Here is a 17,814-nt window from a genome sequence, read left to right as displayed (position 1 = left end):
GCCGGAGAGACGCCCTTCGACTGGCTCAGGGCTACGGATGAGGGGACGGTTGAATGAATTTGCCACGCGGCACATTCGCCGCACCCGAACGTTGAGCGCGTAATGCCATTTTTTCTGAACATGTTCGGTCGCGCAAACCGCGATGCGGGGCCGGTCGGCCCGCGGGATGCGGGCGGCGATGGCGACGGATTGCCGATGCCGCGGCGGCTTTGGGCCATCGCGGCGATCTCCTTCGGCAGCGCCCTGTTCGTGATCGACGGCACCGTCGCCAATGTGGCGCTGCCCACCATCGCGCGCGATCTGAACGTGGCGGACGGCGTCGTGACCAATGTGGTCACCATCTATCAGCTCGTCATGGTGATGGTGCTCTTGCCCTTCTCCACGCTGGCCGACCGGCTGGGGCACCGCAATCTGTATCAGCTCGGCCAGTGCGTGTTCCTGGCCGCCTCGGCGATGAGTTTCTTCGTGGACAGCCTGCCGGGATTGCTCGTCCTGCGCGCCGGCCAGGCGCTGGGCGCGGGCATGGCGCTCAGCGTTTCTGCGGCCATGCTGCGCAGCATTTATCCCGAACGCAGCCTTGGCAGCGGGCTCGGCATCAATAGCGTGATCGTGGCCAGCTCCAATGCCATCGCGCCGACTTTAGGCGGATTTCTTGTCTCGCAGCTCGACTGGCGATGGGTGTTCTTCGCCGCCGCGCCGCTTGCCGTGATCTCCCTCATCATCGGCCGCTCGCTGCCCGATCCGGTGAAGGAGCATCGGCGGTTCGACTGGATCGGCGGCCTGTTGAGCGCCGCCGTGCTTGCGCTCATGATCGGCGGTGTGCAGGTGGCCACGCATGATCGCAGCTGGTTCGGGTTCGGCGCGATCGCGCTCGGCGCCCTGCTGGCGGTGCTGTGGGTGCGCCGATCGCTGGGGCAGGAGCGGCCGATCCTGCCGGTCGACCTGCTGAAGCGGCCCGCGCTCGGCCTCTCCGCGATGGCAGCGGTGGCGGGCTTCATCGGATCGGCGCTGTTGATCGTGGCACTCCCGTTCAAGCTGGAACAGGGCCTCGGCTATGCCCCGGACGAGGTGGGCCTGCTGATCGCGCCTTTTCCGCTGACGCTGCTGTTCGTGGCGCCTGCTGCGGGTTGGCTATCGGATCGCGTCTCGCCGTCCGTCATGGGCTGCGTCGGGATGGTGATTGCCATCGGCGGACTGATCCTGATCGGGCTGATCCCCGGCAACGCGCACCCCTTTGCCATCGCCTGGCGGCTCAGCCTCTGCGCGCTGGGCTTCGGTCTGTTCTTCGCACCCAATTCGCGGCTGCTGATCGGCAGCGCGCCCAAGGAGCGCTCGGCGGCGGCGGGCGGCCTCCTTTCCACCTCGCGCCTGCTCGGCCAGACGCTGGGCGCGTCCATCGTTGGCGTGCTGCTGGCGATGAACCTGGGGCTGGGCGTGGCGCCCGCCTTCGTGGCCGCGGGCTTTGCACTGCTGGCGATGATCGGCAGCGCTTACCGGTTCCGGGTGACGGGTTCGAACCTGATGCGCAAGCGTGCGGGCTAGGGCGGCTTCAGACAGCCGAACCCGGCCCGAAACCGTAAGTCCTGAGCCTGTCGAAGGACGTTCCTCGCCGAGGTGCGGTTCTATCCCGATAGGCGCCCTTCGACAAGCTCAGGGCTACGGGTCGGGGCGATGGTTGGATGCTGATGTCCGACCGTAGGTTTCACCCTTTGCCCTTCCGAGACCAAAACTGCCCCAACAGCCGTAAGTCCTGAGCCTCTCGAAGGACGTTTTTCCTCGGGGCTTTGCGCTGTCCCGATGGGCGCCCTTCGACAGGATCAGGGCTACAGATTGGGGGATGGGGTTGTGGGAATGAAGTCGGGGACAAAGGAAGAAGGCGCTTCGTTAATCCACCCAGTCGAGGCCGATATTCTCGAACAGTTCGCGGCTGTCGTCCCAGTTTTCCTTCACCTTTACGTGGAGGTAGAGGTGCACGGGCACGCCGAGCAGCTTGGAAAGCTCCTTGCGCGAAGCCTCGCCGATGGCCTTGATACGGGTGCCCTGCTTGCCCAGCATGATGGCCTTCTGGCTGTCCCGAGCCACCAGGATTTGCTGGTGGATTTCCACCGATCCGTCGGGCCGTTCCTTATACTGTTCGCTGTCCACCGCGCTGGCATAGGGCAGCTCGGCATGGAGCTGGCGGTAGATCTGCTCGCGCGTGATTTCGGTGGCTAGGAGGCGCTGCGAGACGTCGGAGACCTGATCCTCCGGAAAGTGCCAGGGCCCTTCCGGCATCGCTTCGGCGAGCGCGGTCTTCAGGTCGGGCAGGCCGTCGCCGGTTTCCGCGCTGACGAACCATGTGTGTTCGAACGTCACCGCGCCGTTCAACTTCTCGGTAAGGACGAGGAGCTTGTCCTTGGCCGCGATGTCCACCTTGTTCATGACCAGCCATTTGCGGCCCGGACGGTCCTTCAGCGCCTCGATCAGCGGTTCCAGCTTCGGCCCCGCGCCGGCTTTCGCATCGACCACGAACAGCAGCACATCGGCATCGCTCGCGCCTTCCCAGGCCGCGCTGACCATCGCACGATCCAGGCGGCGGCGCGGGGCGAAGATGCCGGGCGTGTCCACCAGCATGATCTGCGCGGGCCCCTCCAGCGCAACGCCGATCAGCCGGGTGCGCGAGGTTTGCGGCTTGGCGCTGGTAATCGCCACCTTCTGCCCCACGAGCGCGTTGGTGAGCGTGGACTTGCCGGCATTGGGCGCACCCAGCAGCGCGGCGACGCCGCAGCGGGTGGCGGACGCATCCTTAACCGGATCGGTTTGATCGTTCACTTATATTTCTCCAGAAATTCGCGGGCGGCGCGGGTTTCCGCTTCCTGTTTGCTGGGCGCTTCGGCGGTGACGGGGTCGAGGCCCTTGATGCCCACCTCCACTTTGAAGACACGCGCATGCGGCGGGCCGCTTTTCTTGACGACGGTGTAGACGGGCGGGCGGCGGTTGGTGCTGGCCGCCCATTCCTGCAGCACGGATTTGGGGTGGCGCGGCGCCTTGGCGGCCCCGTCCACCATATCGGACCAGTGGCGCTGCACGAAGGCACGCGCCGCATCGATCCCACGATCGACGAACAGCGCGCCGATCAGCGATTCCATGACATCGCCCAGCACATTGTCGCTCTCCGCCGCGCCGTCGCTGCGCGCCTGCTTGCCCAGCATGATGAGCGGCCCCGCCGCGAGCGAGCGGGCCACGACGGCGCAGGTGGCACCGGACACCAGCGCGTTGAGGCGGTGCGAGAGCTTGCCCTCGCTCTCGTCCGGAAAGCGATCATACAGCATTTCGGCGACGGCAAGGCCCAGCACCCGGTCGCCCAGAAATTCCAGCCGCTGATAATCGGGCCGCCCGGTGCTGCCATGCGTCATCGCCTGTTCGTACAGCGCAAGATCGCCGGTCGGCTCGATGCCGATTCCGGCCAGCCATGCGGGAAACTGGCTCAAAATCCTTCTCCGATCCGGTCCCAGCGCGTGGCGGAAATCCAGGTCCACGGCTCCCACCATTCGGCCGACCCATCGGTGGAGAAGATGGTGACGAGCGCGCGTCCGATCAAATCCGATTGCGGCACGATGCCGATCGCGCCGCCCACTTCGGCGGGAAACCGGCTGTCCGCGCTGCGATCCCGGTTGTCGCCCATCAGGAAGAGCGATCCTTCGGGTACGGTGAACGTCATCGTATCGTCGCCCATGCTGCCCTGCACCAGATCGAGGATTTCATAGCTTTTGCCCGACGGCAATGTTTCGCGGTAGCGCGGATAGCGGCAAAAATCCTTGCCATCGATGGTCTCCGCGAATTGCGGCGAATAGCAGGGAAAAGGCGATCCCGCCGTCGCGGCCGCGCTCACCATGTTCGGCGTGACGGGCAGCAGCAGGTCCGCGATCCGCTGTTTGGGCAGCGCCTTGCCGTTCAGATAGACCACGCCTTCCTGCACGCGCACCGTATCGCCGGGCAGGCCGATGACGCGCTTGATATAATCGGTGCGCTCATCCGGCGGCGCCTTGAACACGACCACGTCGCCGCGTTCGGGCTGATGCGCGAAGATGCGGCCCGGGATCAGCGGCACATCGCCCGGCAGGCTGTAACGCGAATAGCCGTAAGGCCATTTCGCCACGAGCAGATAATCGCCCACCAGAAGCCGCGGCTGCATCGATTCGGACGGAATATTGAACGGGGCGACGATGAAGCTGCGGATCACCAGGACGATCAGCAGGACTTTCAGGAGATAAAGGCCAAGATCGATCCATTCGGAGCGCCCCGAGCCGCCGCTTTTGGAAGCGCGCCGCGCCTTGTCTTGCGATCCGGCCGTATCGAGCGGTTCGCCCGCTTCGTCGTCGCGCGCGCTGTTGATCATAAGAGGGGCCGGGCGATAGGAACAGACAAGGCTGGCCCCATAAGCGCGCTCGCGACTAAAGACCAGCTTCAACCCGGCAGCGAGAAGGCATGAGATTATGAGCGGTGAGTGGCAGTTTCTGGACGAAGACGAGAGCCCGGCACTGACCGATCTGTTTGCGGACGATCCGCAGGGGCGGGTGAAGCGCCTCACCATCGAAGAGGCGGGCATCCGGTTCGATCTGTCCAAGACGCATCTGACGGACGCGCTGGTCGATAACTTCGTAACCGCGGCCGAAGAGGCGGGCCTCGCCGATCAGCGCCAGAAACTGCTGAGCGGCGAGGTGGTGAACCCCACCGAAGGCCGCGCCGCCGAACATACCGCCGAGCGCGGTACGGGCGCGCCGGAATCGGTGGAGCTGGCACGCCAGTTCCATGCGCGGATGCGCGGGCTGGTCGAGGTGATCGAGGCGGGCGCCTTCGGCAAAATCGAAACGCTGATCCATATCGGCATCGGCGGCAGCGCGCTGGGGCCCAAGCTGCTGATCGACGCGCTGGGCCGCAACAGCGGCGGCATCGAAGTGCGCGTCGTCTCCAATGTCGACGGCGCAGCGATGGCCGAGGCGGTGAAGGACATCGATCCGCAGACCACGCTGCTGGCCGCCGCATCCAAGACGTTTACCACCGCCGAAACGCTGCTCAATCTGGAAAGCGCGATGCAGTGGCTGCGCGAGGGCGGGGTGGACGATCCCTATGGCCGCGTGGTTGCGCTCACCGCCAATCCGGACAAGGCAGTGGAATGGGGCGTCGACGAAACGCGCATCCTGCCCTTTTCGGAAAGCGTCGGCGGGCGCTATTCGCTGTGGAGTTCCATCGGCTTTCCCGCCGCGCTCGGTCTCGGCTGGGCGGCCTATGAGGAAATGCTGGAAGGGGCAGGCGCGATGGACCGCCACTTCGCCCATGCCGATTGGCGCGAAAACGCGCCCGTCATGGCGGCCTTCGCGGACCTTTATTACACGCAAGCCCGCGGCGCGGAGACGCGCGCGATCTTCGCCTATGACGAACGCCTGCGGCTGTTGCCGAGCTATCTGCAGCAGCTGGAGATGGAATCGAACGGCAAGTCGGTGACCGCGGACGGCGAGCCCGTGGACTGGCCGACGGCGCCGATCACATGGGGCGGGGTCGGCACCGACGCGCAGCATGCCGTGTTCCAGCTGCTCCATCAGGGCACGGTACTGGTGCCGGTGGAGTTCATTGCGTCGAAAGAGCCGGGCCATGATTTCGACGATGCGCATCATGAGGCGCTGCTCGCCAACTGCTTCGCGCAAGGCGCCGCGCTGATGGCGGGCAAGCAGGCGGACGATCTGGCGCGCAGCTATCCGGGAGACCGGCCGTCCACAACCTTGCTGATCGAGGATGTCACGCCCGCGATTCTGGGCGCACTCATCGCCTTCTACGAGCACCGCACCTTCGTGAATGCGGTACTGCTCGGCATCAATCCGTTCGACCAGTTCGGCGTCGAGCTGGGCAAGGACATGGCCCGCGCCATCGAGGAAGGCGGCATGGACGATTTCGATGCGAGCACCAAGGCGCTGATGGAAGCCGCGCTGGGCGATCCGGCTTGAGGCCGGGCCGCACCGCCCTAGATTGAAAGCCGATCCTCCTTTTTCTCCGATGAAAGCATCCCATGGCCCAATATGATTACGACCTCTTCACCATCGGCGCGGGATCGGGCGGGGTGCGCGCGAGCCGCGTGGCCGCGAGCCACGGCGCAAAGGTGGCGATTGCCGAAGAACACCGCGTCGGCGGCACCTGCGTCATCCGCGGCTGCGTGCCCAAGAAGCTGCTCGTCTACGGCGCGCATTTCGCCGAGGATCTGAAGGATGCGCGGTGCTTCGGCTGGGATGTGCCGGACGAGTGCAATTTCGATTGGCAGCGGCTGCGCGACAATGTGATGAAGGAAGTGGACCGGATCAATTCGGTCTATCGCGAGACGCTGACCAATCACGGCGCCGAGATCATCGACGAACGCGCCGAACTGGTCGGCCCGAACGAGGTGAAGCTGGCAAGCGGCAGGACGGTGAGCGCCAAGCACATCCTGATCGCCACCGGCGCGACGCCGCATGTGCCCGACTGCCCGGGCCATGAACTCGGTATCACGTCGAACGAAGCCTTCCATCTGGACGCCGTGCCGAAGCGCATCCTGATTGCGGGTGCGGGCTATATCGCCAACGAGTTTGCGGGCATCTTCCATGAATTCGGCGCCAAGGTGACGCTGATCAACCGCACCGACGTGATCCTGCGGCAATATGATCATCAGATCCGCGACCGACTGCTGCAGATATCCATGATGAAGGGCATCGATTTCCGCTTTCATGCGGAGTTCCGCGGGATCGAGAAGACCGAGAATGGCTGCCTCAACGTCTCGATGACCAATCATGAGGATATCGAGGTGGATTGCGTGCTGTTCGCCACCGGGCGCGTGCCCAATACGGGCGGTCTGGGGCTGGAAGCGGCGGGCGTGGACTATGACGAAAAGGGCGCGGTTCGCGTCGATGAATGGTCCAAGACCAATGTGCCCAGCATCTATGCCGTGGGCGACGTGACCAACCGCATGCAGCTGACGCCCGTCGCGATCCGCGAGGGGCAGGCCTTTGCCGACACGCTGTTCGGGGACAATCCACACCAGGTGGATTATGAAAACGTCCCCTCCGCGGTGTTCAGCCACCCGCCCATGGCGGGTGTCGGCATGACCGAGAGCGAAGCCAAGGAAACGCTGGGATCGGTGAAGATCTACCAGTCCGATTTCCGCGCGATGAAGAACGTGCTCGCCAATCGCAACGAACGCGGCCTCTACAAGATGATCTGCGACGGTGAGAACGGCAAGATCGTCGGCCTACACATGATCGGGCCGGAAGCGCCCGAGATCCTGCAGGCGGCGGCCATCGCGGTGAAGGCGGGCCTGACCAAGCAGGCGTTCGACGATACCGTGGCGCTGCACCCCAGCATGGCCGAGGAACTGGTGCTGATGAAATAAGGCGCGGGGGTTAACGGGCGGCGCGCTTTCCGTTAGGGAAGGGCGCATGCCCAGCCCCCGTTTCGTCCGTTCGCTCGCCGTCCTCGGCGGGCTCCTGCTGCCGTCCGCGGCATATGCGCATGGAGACGAGGTGCATCCCGGCCAGGGTTTCTGGTCGCTCTGGCACTGGTCGCCCGAAATCATCGCCGCGCTGCTGCTGGCGGGCTGGGTTTACGCCCGCGGCCTCGGCGGCGGACGGCGGCCCTCGGCGTGGCGTATCGCGAGCTTCTATGCCGCCTTGATCGCCTTTTTCGTGGCGCTGATTTCGCCGGTCGAGCGGCTCGCCGATCATATCTTTGCGGTGCATCAGGTGGAGCATATGCTGCTGCGCACGATCGGGCCGCTGTTTCTGTTCCTCGCCATCCCGCAGGGCGCGCTGATGCGAGGGCTCCCCAAGGGACTGCGTTCCTCGCTGGTGGGCCCTGTGGCGCGCACCGGCTGGCTGCACAAGCTGCTTCAATTCCTGCGCCGTCCCCTGGTGGCGACGCTGCTGTTCATCGGCACGAGCTGGGTGTGGATGGTGCCGGAGTGGCACGATCTCGCGATCCTGAACGAGGCGGTGCATTATAGCTGGCATATTTCGCTGGTGGTGACGGGCGTTCTGTTCTTCTCGGTCCTGCTCGATCCGCATCCTGCGCCCGCCGGGCCCGGCATCGGCACGCGCATGGCGATGTTCGTCGCCGCCGCCTTCGGCAATATCAGCCTGGGCGCGACGCTCAGCTTCAAAACGAAAGTCCTCTACACCGCCTACGACCATCTCGGGCGCATGTGGGATGTGGCCCCGCTGACCGATGAGCGGATTGGCGGCCTCGTCATGTGGATCCCCGGCTGCATGATGTTCGGGCTGGCCGCGGGCATCATGCTGTTCCGCTTCGGCGAGGAGGAGAAGCGCACGGTCGAGCGCCGCCAGCGCGAAGGCCGCATGACCGCGCGCGATCCCGCCGCGACCAAGGCCAACAATCGGCGACTCGGCTGGTCGCTCGCCGGCTTTGCCGCGATGGTGCTGATGCTGGCCGTGGCGGTGGTGAGTTTTCTCATTCAAATGGAGCACAGCACCGCGCCCGACGCCGTGGCGCATGTCGGCGCAGCGGAGCACCGGGCGGGGTGAGCTTCAACGGCATTGCGAGGAGCCGCAGGCGACGAAGCCTGTCCTGAGCGACTGCTGCAAGCAGACAGTCGAAGGGCAATCCAGAGCGGATGCAACGCCGTAACCGCTCTGGATTGCCGCGCTCCGGGCTTTGCCCTCCGCTTGCAATGACGTCGGCTCCTACCTCCCCCGTTGCCAAACGCCCCCTTGTCTGGAATGACCGCCGGCAAGGCTCAATTTCCGTAAAGGCACCCCATGCAGCACATTCTCGAACAGCTGAAAGAAAAACGCGCGCAGGCCGAACTGGGGGGCGGGCAGAAGCGCATCGATGCGCAGCACGCCAAGGGCAAGCTTACCGCGCGCGAGCGGCTGGACGTGCTGCTCGATCCCGGCAGCTTCGAGGAATATGATCGCTACGTCGAACATAATTGCACCGACTTCGGCATGGATGAGCAGCATATTCCGGGCGACGGCGTCGTCACCGGATCGGGCACCGTCAACGGGCGCCTGGTGTTCGTCTTCAGCCAGGATTTCACCGTGTTCGGTGGATCGCTGTCCGAACGTCATGCCGAGAAGATCTGCAAGATCATGGACATGGCGATGAAGGTCGGTGCGCCCGTCATCGGCCTGAACGACAGCGGCGGCGCGCGCATTCAGGAAGGCGTCGCGTCGCTCGGCGGCTATGCCGAGGTGTTCCAGCGCAATGTGCTGGCGAGCGGCGTGGTGCCGCAGCTCAGCCTCATCATGGGGCCATGCGCGGGCGGCGCGGTCTATTCGCCCGCGATGACCGATTTCATCTTCATGGTGAAGGATTCCAGCTACATGTTCGTCACCGGCCCGGACGTGGTGAAGACGGTGACGAACGAGGTGGTGACGCAGGAAGAGCTGGGCGGCGCCGTCACCCACACCACCAAAAGCTCGGTCGCCGATCTGGCGTTCGAGAACGATATCGAGGCGCTGCTGTCCGCGCGCGACTTCATCGATTTCATGCCGCTGTCCAACCGCGAAGAGGTGCCCGAGCGCCCCACCGCGGACCCGTTCGACCGGCTGGAGCCGAGCCTGGACCGGATCATTCCGGCCAATGCCAACCAGCCCTATGACATGCATGAGGTGATCCAGAAGACGCTCGACGAGGGCGACTTCTTCGAGGTGCAGCCGGCCCATGCCGGCAACATCATTTGCGGCTTCGGCCGGGTGGAGGGCCGCACCGTGGGCGTCGTCGCCAATCAGCCGATGGTGCTGGCCGGCGTTCTGGATATCGCCAGCGCCAAGAAGGCCGCGCGTTTCGTGCGCTATTGCGATGCCTTCAACATCCCGATCCTGACCTTCGTCGATGTCCCCGGCTTCCTGCCCGGCGTAGCGCAGGAGCATAACGGCATCATCAAGCACGGTGCCAAGCTGCTCTTCGCTTATGCCGAGGCGACCGTGCCGAAGATCACCGTCATCACGCGCAAGGCCTATGGCGGCGCCTATGACGTGATGGCCTCCAAACATCTGCGCGGCGATTTGAACTACGCCTGGCCCACCGCCGAGATCGCGGTGATGGGCGCCAAGGGCGCGGTGGAGATCATCTTCCGCAACCAGAGCGAAGAAGAAATCGCCGAGCGCACCAAGGAATATGAAGACCGCTTCGCCAACCCCTTCGTGGCGGCCAGCAAGGGCTTCATCGACGAGGTGATCATGCCTCACTCCACCCGCGTGCGCATCGCCATGGGCCTAAGAAAGCTGCGGACCAAGCAGCTGGAGAACCCGTGGAAGAAGCACGACAATATTCCGCTTTGATACGCCTTCGCTGAAAGAATGAAGCGCCCCACCCACATCTTCTTCGACGTCAACGAAACGCTGATCGACATTGCGCCGCTGCGCGATACCGTCGCCGATCGGCTTGGCGGCGGCGCGGGGCAGGGGCGGCGTTGGTTCAATGCGCTGGTCAGCTATTCGCAGGCGGAGACGCTGGCGGGGGCCGAGCATGCCTTCGCCGACATTGCCGCGGCAGTGCTCGCGATGCTGGTAGCGGAAGATGGCGCTGCGCTGTCGCTGGATGAGGCCAAGGCGGTCGTTTCGGATGGGCTCGGCGCATCCGATGCCTGGCCTGACGTGGCGCCGGGTCTGGCGCGGCTGAAGCAGGCGGGTTTCGAGCTCGTCGCGCTCACCAATTCGGGCGAGGACGGTCTGGAAGATCGGCTCGCCAGGGCCGGAATCGCGCGGCATTTCCACGCGATGCTGAGCGTGCAGCCGTCCGGTGCCTATAAGCCCGATCGCCGCTGCTACGGACGCGGTCTCGCCGAGACCGGCGCATCGGCGGCGCATTCGCTGATGGTCGCCTGCCATCCTTGGGATCTGATGGGCGCGCGCCATGTTGGCATGGACATCGCCTTCGTGCAGCGGCCCGGCTGCGCCTGGTATCCGTTGGAGCGTTCGGCCGCTTTCCACGTTCAAACCATCGAAGAGCTGGCCGATGCGCTGGCCAAAGGAGAGATGTCATGAAACTCGGCCGCCTCAACCATGTCGGCGTTGCGACGCCCTCTATCACGGACAGCATCGCTTATTATCGTGAAACGATGGGCGCGGTGGCGATTACCGAGCCGTTCGACCTGCCCGAGCAGGGCGTAAAGGTGTGCTTCGTCGACACGCCGGACGGCGCGGGCGAAGTGGGCAAGGGCACGCAGATCGAGCTGATCGAGCCTTATGACGATGCCTCGCCCATCAACGGCTTCCTCGCCAAAAATCCGCTCGGCGGGCAGCATCATGTCTGTTTCGAGGTGGAGGATATCGACACCGCACGCGCTCATTTCGAAGGGCAGGGCAAACGCATCCTCGGCCCCACCCGCATCGGCGCGCATGGCACGCCCATCTTTTTCCTGCATCCCAAGGACATGATGGGCCAGCTCACAGAGATCATGGAGACGCCCAAGGGCGATCATTGATCGGTCTACGGAGGCGCGGCTTGATCCGATTATAGAACCGCGTCATTGCGAGGCGAAGCCGAAGCAATCCAGAGCCGTTGCCGTGCTGCATCTGCTCCGGATTGCTTCGTCGCCTGGCGGCTCCTCGCAATGACGGAGTATGCCGGGCGTAAGTAGTGCTGGTTTCGAGTAGCTCAGGACGAGCGGATAGGGTGATAGCATGACCGACAAACCGACCTATGCCGATTGGCAGGAACAGGCCTCCAAAGAGGTCAAGGGCCGCGATCTGACGCGCGAAACGCCCGAGGGCATCGTCGTGAAGCCGCTCTACACCAGCGAGGACGCGATCGATCCGGGCCTGCCCGGCTTCGAACCGTTCACCCGCGGGCCCTATGCCTCCATGTACACCGGGCGCCCCTGGACGATCCGGCAATATGCTGGCTTTTCCACCGCCGAAGAGTCCAACGCCTTCTATCGCCGCAACCTCGCCGCGGGACAGAAGGGCCTGTCGGTCGCCTTCGATCTCGCCACGCACCGCGGCTATGACAGCGATCATCCGCGGGTCACCGGCGATGTCGGCAAGGCCGGCGTGGCGATCGACACGCTGGCGGACATGAAGATCCTGTTCAACGAGATCCCGCTCGACAAGATGTCGGTGTCGATGACCATGAACGGCGCGGTACTGCCGGTGCTCGCCTTCTACATCGTCGCCGCCGAAGAGCAGGGCGTGGAGCAGAAGCAGCTGTCCGGGACCATTCAGAACGACATTCTGAAGGAGTTCATGGTCCGCAATACCTATATTTACCCGCCGCAGCCGAGCATGCGGATCGTCGCCGACATTATCGGCTACACCGCCGAGCATATGCCGCGCTTCAATTCGATCTCGATCAGCGGCTATCACATGCACGAAGCCGGGGCGACGGCAGTGCAGGAGCTGGCCTATACCCTGGCCGACGGCATGGAATATGTTCGCGCGGCGATGGACAAGGGCCTGCCGGTGGACAGCTTCGCCCCGCGTCTCAGCTTCTTCTTCGGCATCGGCATGAACTTCTTCATGGAAGTTGCCAAGCTGCGCGCCGCGCGCACCCTGTGGCACGATATCATGGACGATTTCGGCGCGGAAAATCCGAAGTCCAAGATGCTGCGCACCCATTGCCAGACCAGCGGCGTGTCGCTCACCGAGCAGGACCCGTACAACAATGTCGTGCGCACCACGATCGAGGCGATGGCCGCCACGCTGGGCGGTACGCAAAGCCTGCACACCAACAGCTTCGACGAAGCCGTGGCGCTGCCCACCGATCGCTCCGCCCGCATCGCGCGCAATACGCAGCTGATCCTGCAGGAAGAGGCCGGCATCACCGATGTCGCCGATCCGCTGGGCGGCAGCTATTATGTCGAAAGCCTCACCCAGGCGCTGGTGGACAAGGCCAAGGAGCTGATCGACGAAGTCGAGGCGGCGGGCGGCATGACCAAGGCGGTGGCCGAGGGCCTGCCCAAGCGCCACATCGAAGAGGCGGCCGCGGCGAAGGCGGCCGCGGTCGACCGCGGCGAACAGGTGATCGTCGGCGTCAACAAATACCGCCTTCCCGAAGAAGAAGAGATGGAAATCCTCGACATCGACAACGCTCGTGTCCGCCGCGATCAGATCAAGCGGATCGAGGAAACGAAGAACGAGCGCGACGAGATTGCGGCCACCGAAGCGCTGGCAAACCTGCGCGCTGGCGCGGAAGGCGATGCCAATTTGCTGGCGCTGTGCGTCGAGGCGGCGCGCGCACGCTGCACGCTGGGTGAAATGTCGGCGGCGATGGAAGATGTGTTCGGCCGGTTCGATACCGTGCCGCAGCCCGTGAGCGGCGTATATGGCGGCGCCTATACCGGCGATCCGCGCTGGACCCGCGCAGGCGAGGGCGTCGAGGCGGTGGAGCGCCGCCTGGGCCGCAAACCGCGCATGATGGTCGCCAAAATGGGTCAGGACGGGCATGACCGCGGTGCCAATCTGGTCGCGTCCGCTTTTGCCGATCTGGGCTTCGAGATCGTCAGCGGTCCATTGTTTCAGACGCCCGGCGAGGCGGCGGATTGGGCTGTGGAAAAGGATGTGGATATCGTGGGGGCAAGTTCGCTCGCCGCTGGCCACAAGACGCTGATCCCGGAGCTGATCGAAAAGCTCGGTGAAGCGGGCCGTTCGGATATCAAGGTGATCGCGGGCGGCGTCATCCCGCCGCAGGATTACGAATATCTGCGCGAGAAGGGCGTCCAGGCGATCTTCGGCCCCGGCACCAATCTGGTCGACGCCGCGGGTGAGGTTTTGCAGCTGCTGGGGCACAACCTGCCGCCGTTGGAGGAAGCTGCGGAATAGCCTTTCCTCCCGCAGCATATGCGGGTCAGGGAAAGTATGGAACAATACACAGACGGCATGGGTTGGATCATTGCCGCCAAGGCGGAATTCTGGCGCGCTTTTCTCCGCGCCAGCCATCTCATCTGGAGACCTGTTCCATGTACGCTATTCAATGGCCGAAGGGCTTCGTGCCCGGTTTCGTCGATAATTTCGCCTCGAACGAGATGATCGTCACCGGCCTCTCCGTCGCCGACATCTGGCCGCTGCTCAGCCAGCCCCACGAATGGCCGGGCTATTATGATAACGCCGCGGATGTTCGCATTCATGACGGGGGCGGTCCCGAACTTCAGCTGGGCGACAGCTTCCACTTCAAGACCTTTGGTTTCCCCGTCGAATGCAAAGTGGTGGAATGCGTCGAGGCTCATCAGGGTGAGCCAGCGCGGATCGCGTGGTACGGCGAATCCGGCGAAGGCGATGATCGACTTGAAGTGCACCACGCCTGGTTGATCGAAAATCTGGACGCGGACCGCGTGAGGATTCTGACGCAGGAAACGCAGAACGGCAATCCCGCGAAAGAACTGGCAACCTCCAAGCCCAATGAGATGATCGACGGGCACCAGAACTGGATCAACGGACTGGTGGCCACCGCCAAGTCCAGGAAAAGCTGAGGCGCCAATGAACCCGGCGGGGCCGCGCGATGCGAGTACGCACGCGCGGCCTGCCAGCTTTTTAGAACTGGGCCCGAGCTGCGAACGCGAACAGTGCGTTGCAAAACCTCCTTCCAGAGGGGTTTTCGGAAGGCAAAGGCTTCGCTATCGCAAGCCCATGACCGATATCCGCACCGACTGGACTCGCGACGAGATCGCCGCGCTTTTTGACCTGCCGTTCACCGAACTTCTCTATCAGGCCGCCACCGTTCACCGGGAAAACCATGCGCCGGGAGAGGTGCAATTGTGCACGCTGCTCTCGATCAAGACCGGCGGTTGTCCGGAGGATTGCGGCTATTGCAGCCAGTCGGTCCATGCCGATAGCGGCGTGAAGGCCACCAAGCTGATGGAGCCGCAGGCGGTTCTCCAGCGCGCGGCGCAAGCGAAGGATCAGGGTTCGCAACGCTTCTGCATGGGCGCGGCGTGGCGCAACCCCAAGGACCGGGACATGCCCAAGATCGTCGAGATCGTGAAGGGCGTGCGGGACATGGGCATGGAAACCTGCATGACGCTGGGCATGCTGACGCCGAAACAAGCGGACATGCTCGCCGAGGCAGGGCTCGATTATTACAACCACAACATCGACAGCAGCCCGGAATATTATGAGACGGCGATCTCGACGCGCTCGATGGACGAGCGGCTCGAAACGCTGGATCATGTACGCGGCGCCGGGATCAACGTCTGTTCGGGCGGTATCGTCGGCATGGGTGAGACCCGCGCCGACCGCGTGGGCTTTCTCCACACGCTGGCGACGCTGGAGCGGCACCCCGAAAGCGTGCCCGTGAACGCGCTGGTACCGGTGAAAGGCACCGTGCTGGGCGATATGCTGGCCGACACGCCGCTCGCCAAGATCGACGACATCGAATTCGTTCGCACCATCGCGGTGGCGCGCATCACCATGCCGCGCAGCATGGTCCGCCTCAGCGCGGGCAGAGAGAGCATGTCCGAGGCAACGCAGGCTCTGTGCTTCACGGCCGGCGCGAACTCGATCTTCACCGGCGACAAGCTGCTGACCGCCGCCAATGCAGGCGACGATGCGGATGCCGCGATGCTGGCGAAACTTGGCCTGAAAGCGATGACGAGCGAAGAGCCGATGCGCGCGCAGCGTGCGTGCGGCAGCGTGGCGATGGAGGCGGCGGAGTAAAAATCGAGCTCCGTGCCAGGATGACGAAACAATAGGCCGCAAAGACGGTCCGAAAGAGGAAGCCTGATGTTCAAGAAAATCCTGATCGCCAATCGCGGCGAGATCGCCTGCCGCGTCATTCGCACCGCCAAGAAAATGGGGATCGCCACCGTCGCGGTCTATTCGGATGCGGACGCGCGCAGCCCGCATGTCGAACTGGCGGACGAGGCGGTGCATCTGGGCCCGCCGCCCGCAGCCGAATCCTATCTGCTTGCCGACAAAATCATCCAGGCGGCCAAGGACACCGGCGCCGACGCGATCCATCCCGGCTACGGCTTCCTGTCCGAGCGTGAAAGCTTTGCAAAAGCTTGCGCAGAGGCGGACATCGCTTTCATCGGCCCGCCCGCCAATGCCATCGCGGCGATGGGCGACAAGATCGAATCCAAGAAGCTGGCGCGCGAGGCCGGGGTGAACACCGTGCCCGGCTCCGAAGGCGCGATCGACACCACCGAAGACGCGCTAAAATGGGCTAACGACATCGGCTATCCGGTGATGATGAAGGCCAGCGCGGGCGGCGGCGGCAAAGGCATGCGCCTCGCCTGGAACGACACCGATGTGAAGGAAGGCTTCGAGGCGACCAAGCGCGAGGGGCTTGCCAGTTTCGGCGACGACCGCGTGTTCATCGAGAAATTCATCGAACAGCCGCGGCACATCGAAATTCAGGTGCTCGGCGATAAGCAGGGCAACATCGTTTACTTGCACGAGCGCGAATGCTCGATCCAGCGCCGCCACCAGAAGGTGGTGGAAGAGGCGCCGTCGCCCTTCGTCTCGCCCGAAATGCGCAAGAAGATGGGCGAACAGGCCGTGGCGCTCGCCAAGGCGGTAGATTATCACAGCGCGGGCACGGTGGAGCTGATCGTCTCCGGCGCCGACACCACGGGCGAAGGCTTCTACTTTCTGGAGATGAACACGCGGCTGCAGGTCGAGCATCCGGTGACCGAATATATCACCCATGTGGACCTTGTGGAGCAGATGATCCGTGTCGCCGCGGGCGAGAGCCTGCCGTTCACGCAGGACGAGATCCCGATGGATGGCTGGGCGATGGAAAGCCGCGTCTATGCGGAAGACCCCTATCGCGGCTTCCTGCCCTCGATCGGACGCCTCACGCGCTATGATCCGCCCGCCGCAGGCAAGCGTCAGGCCCCGTTCGTAACCGGGGACGAAGACGGCAGCGAAAATGTCCGCGTCGACGACGGCGTTGCCGAGGGCGGCGAGGTGTCGATGTTCTACGATCCGATGATCGCCAAGCTGATCACTTATGGCGATACGCGGATCGAGGCGATCGACCGCATGGTGGATGCTCTGGGCCGGTTCGAGATCAAGGGCCTCGGCCACAATATCGATTTTCTCTCCGCGCTGATGCAGCATGAGCGTTTCCGCTCCGGTGAGATCACCACCAATTTTATTGCCGAGGAATATCCGGACGGTTTCCAGGGCGCGCCGGCAAGCGAGGAACTGCTCAAGCGGCTTGCCGCCATCGCAGGGTTTGTCGCCACCGCCCATGCCGATCGCAATCTGCTGATCGACGGTCAACTCGGCGCCAAGCAGCAGCCGCCCGCAGAATGGCAGGTGCGCATCGGTGATGATTTTTACGATGTCGCCATGTCCGAGAACGAGGTGGCCGTGAACGGCGAGCCCACCGGCCTGTCCATGGCCTATGCGCCGGGCGACCGCATGGTGGAGGCCGAGTTCGGCGATGACTGCATCGTTGTATCGATCGAACCGACGCGCGCGAGCTTCCGTCTGAACACACTCGGCGCCAGCCACGATCTGCGCGTGCTGCCCGCCCATGCTGCGCAGCATGCACAGCACATGATCGACAAGCTGCCGCCGGATACGTCCAAGCTGCTGCTGTGCCCGATGCCGGGCCTTCTGGTCTCGCTGCATGTGGCCGAGGGCGATGCCGTGGAACCTGGCCAGCCGTTGGCCACGGTGGAAGCGATGAAGATGGAAAACATCCTTCGCGCCGAAAAGTCCGGCACCATCTCCAAGATCAACGCGGGCGAGGGCGACAGCCTCGCGGTGGACGAGGTGATCCTGGAACTGGAGTAACGCGCGCCCAGACTGCTGCCGCCTGCACCCGTTTTGGCCGAGCGCTTCGACGTCGCTCAGCCATGCTTGTCGAAGCCCGCTTTTCCGCTCTAATGGCTTTGGAGCGAAATCA

The 17,814-nt window shown here is 64.1% G+C and carries 14 protein-coding genes; 11 read left to right on the top strand and 3 right to left on the bottom strand.

Annotated elements, in window-relative coordinates; genetic code table 11:
• Positions 1 to 102 precede the first annotated feature (102 nt).
• Entirely contained in the window at positions 103 to 1,542 is a 1,440-nt protein-coding gene (locus tag I6A82_RS10125) for an MFS transporter (protein WP_198094771.1), read from the top strand.
• Between the two features lie 342 nt (positions 1,543 to 1,884).
• Here the strand turns inward: I6A82_RS10125 and era are convergent, their stop codons facing one another.
• From era to lepB, 3 genes are read right to left on the bottom strand one after another with little or no spacing between them, the layout of a single operon-like run.
• Positions 1,885 to 2,811 (bottom strand): GTPase Era, encoded by a 927-nt coding sequence (gene era, locus I6A82_RS10120; RefSeq protein ID WP_198094770.1) that lies wholly within the window; start codon positions 2,809 to 2,811, stop codon positions 1,885 to 1,887.
• Entirely contained in the window at positions 2,808 to 3,470 is a 663-nt protein-coding gene (rnc, locus tag I6A82_RS10115; RefSeq protein ID WP_232343398.1) for a ribonuclease III, read from the bottom strand. The genes era and rnc overlap by 4 nt, the downstream gene beginning before the upstream one ends.
• Positions 3,467 to 4,378, bottom strand: a complete 912-nt coding sequence (gene lepB / locus I6A82_RS10110) for a signal peptidase I (RefSeq protein ID WP_198094768.1) — start codon at positions 4,376 to 4,378, stop codon at positions 3,467 to 3,469. The genes rnc and lepB overlap by 4 nt, the downstream gene beginning before the upstream one ends.
• A gap of 97 nt (positions 4,379 to 4,475) precedes the next feature.
• Here lepB and pgi point away from each other — a divergent pair, with 97 nt between their 5' ends.
• The 10 genes from pgi (at position 4,476) to I6A82_RS10060 (ending at position 17,702) form a co-directional block, all read left to right on the top strand.
• Positions 4,476 to 5,981, top strand: coding sequence for a glucose-6-phosphate isomerase (gene pgi, locus I6A82_RS10105; RefSeq protein ID WP_198094767.1), 1,506 nt, complete (start codon positions 4,476 to 4,478; stop codon positions 5,979 to 5,981).
• Between the two features lie 62 nt (positions 5,982 to 6,043).
• On the top strand, positions 6,044 to 7,393 hold the full coding sequence (gene gor / locus I6A82_RS10100) for a glutathione-disulfide reductase (protein ID WP_198094766.1): 1,350 nt from the start codon (positions 6,044 to 6,046) through the stop codon (positions 7,391 to 7,393).
• A 46-nt stretch (positions 7,394 to 7,439) separates the two neighbouring features.
• Complete coding sequence (locus I6A82_RS10095) at positions 7,440 to 8,540, top strand: cytochrome c oxidase assembly protein (RefSeq protein ID WP_198094765.1); 1,101 nt, start codon at positions 7,440 to 7,442, stop codon at positions 8,538 to 8,540.
• 234 nt (positions 8,541 to 8,774) lie between these two features.
• Positions 8,775 to 10,301, top strand: a complete 1,527-nt coding sequence (locus tag I6A82_RS10090) for an acyl-CoA carboxylase subunit beta (protein ID WP_187336186.1) — start codon at positions 8,775 to 8,777, stop codon at positions 10,299 to 10,301.
• Between the two features lie 18 nt (positions 10,302 to 10,319).
• Positions 10,320 to 11,006, top strand: a complete 687-nt coding sequence (locus I6A82_RS10085) for a haloacid dehalogenase type II (RefSeq protein ID WP_198094764.1) — start codon at positions 10,320 to 10,322, stop codon at positions 11,004 to 11,006.
• The gene (gene mce / locus I6A82_RS10080; protein ID WP_198094763.1) at positions 11,003 to 11,446 is read left to right on the top strand and encodes a methylmalonyl-CoA epimerase; all 444 of its coding nucleotides are present in this window, start codon (positions 11,003 to 11,005) and stop codon (positions 11,444 to 11,446) included. Before I6A82_RS10085 ends, mce begins: the two co-directional genes overlap by 4 nt.
• A gap of 199 nt (positions 11,447 to 11,645) precedes the next feature.
• Entirely contained in the window at positions 11,646 to 13,781 is a 2,136-nt protein-coding gene (gene scpA / locus I6A82_RS10075; protein WP_198094762.1) for a methylmalonyl-CoA mutase, read from the top strand.
• Positions 13,782 to 13,918: 137 nt separating this feature from the next.
• The gene (locus tag I6A82_RS10070; protein WP_198094761.1) at positions 13,919 to 14,428 is read left to right on the top strand and encodes an SRPBCC domain-containing protein; all 510 of its coding nucleotides are present in this window, start codon (positions 13,919 to 13,921) and stop codon (positions 14,426 to 14,428) included.
• Between the two features lie 157 nt (positions 14,429 to 14,585).
• The gene (gene bioB, locus I6A82_RS10065; protein ID WP_198094760.1) at positions 14,586 to 15,611 is read left to right on the top strand and encodes a biotin synthase BioB; all 1,026 of its coding nucleotides are present in this window, start codon (positions 14,586 to 14,588) and stop codon (positions 15,609 to 15,611) included.
• A 63-nt stretch (positions 15,612 to 15,674) separates the two neighbouring features.
• Positions 15,675 to 17,702: an acetyl-CoA carboxylase biotin carboxylase subunit gene (locus I6A82_RS10060; protein ID WP_198095581.1), complete on the top strand. Its 2,028-nt coding sequence runs from the start codon at positions 15,675 to 15,677 to the stop codon at positions 17,700 to 17,702.
• Positions 17,703 to 17,814 lie beyond the last annotated feature (112 nt).

Source organism: Novosphingopyxis sp. YJ-S2-01 (assembly GCF_016093175.1).
GTDB lineage: Bacteria > Pseudomonadota > Alphaproteobacteria > Sphingomonadales > Sphingomonadaceae > Novosphingopyxis > Novosphingopyxis iocasae.
This window is presented reverse-complemented; position numbering and strand designations above follow the sequence as displayed.

Bases quoted from the DNA above. Each gene is read 5' to 3' on its own strand.
- I6A82_RS10125 (WP_198094771.1), top strand. From the start codon at position 103: ATGCCATTTTTTCTGAACATGTTCGGTCGCGCAAACCGCGATGCGGGG.
- lepB (WP_198094768.1), bottom strand. From the start codon at position 4,378: ATGATCAACAGCGCGCGCGACGACGAAGCGGGCGAACCGCTCGATACG.
- pgi (WP_198094767.1), top strand. From the start codon at position 4,476: ATGAGCGGTGAGTGGCAGTTTCTGGACGAAGACGAGAGCCCGGCACTG.
- gor (WP_198094766.1), top strand. From the start codon at position 6,044: ATGGCCCAATATGATTACGACCTCTTCACCATCGGCGCGGGATCGGGC.
- I6A82_RS10095 (WP_198094765.1), top strand. From the start codon at position 7,440: ATGCCCAGCCCCCGTTTCGTCCGTTCGCTCGCCGTCCTCGGCGGGCTC.
- I6A82_RS10090 (WP_187336186.1), top strand. From the start codon at position 8,775: ATGCAGCACATTCTCGAACAGCTGAAAGAAAAACGCGCGCAGGCCGAA.
- I6A82_RS10085 (WP_198094764.1), top strand. From the start codon at position 10,320: ATGAAGCGCCCCACCCACATCTTCTTCGACGTCAACGAAACGCTGATC.
- mce (WP_198094763.1), top strand. From the start codon at position 11,003: ATGAAACTCGGCCGCCTCAACCATGTCGGCGTTGCGACGCCCTCTATC.
- scpA (WP_198094762.1), top strand. From the start codon at position 11,646: ATGACCGACAAACCGACCTATGCCGATTGGCAGGAACAGGCCTCCAAA.
- I6A82_RS10070 (WP_198094761.1), top strand. From the start codon at position 13,919: ATGTACGCTATTCAATGGCCGAAGGGCTTCGTGCCCGGTTTCGTCGAT.
- bioB (WP_198094760.1), top strand. From the start codon at position 14,586: ATGACCGATATCCGCACCGACTGGACTCGCGACGAGATCGCCGCGCTT.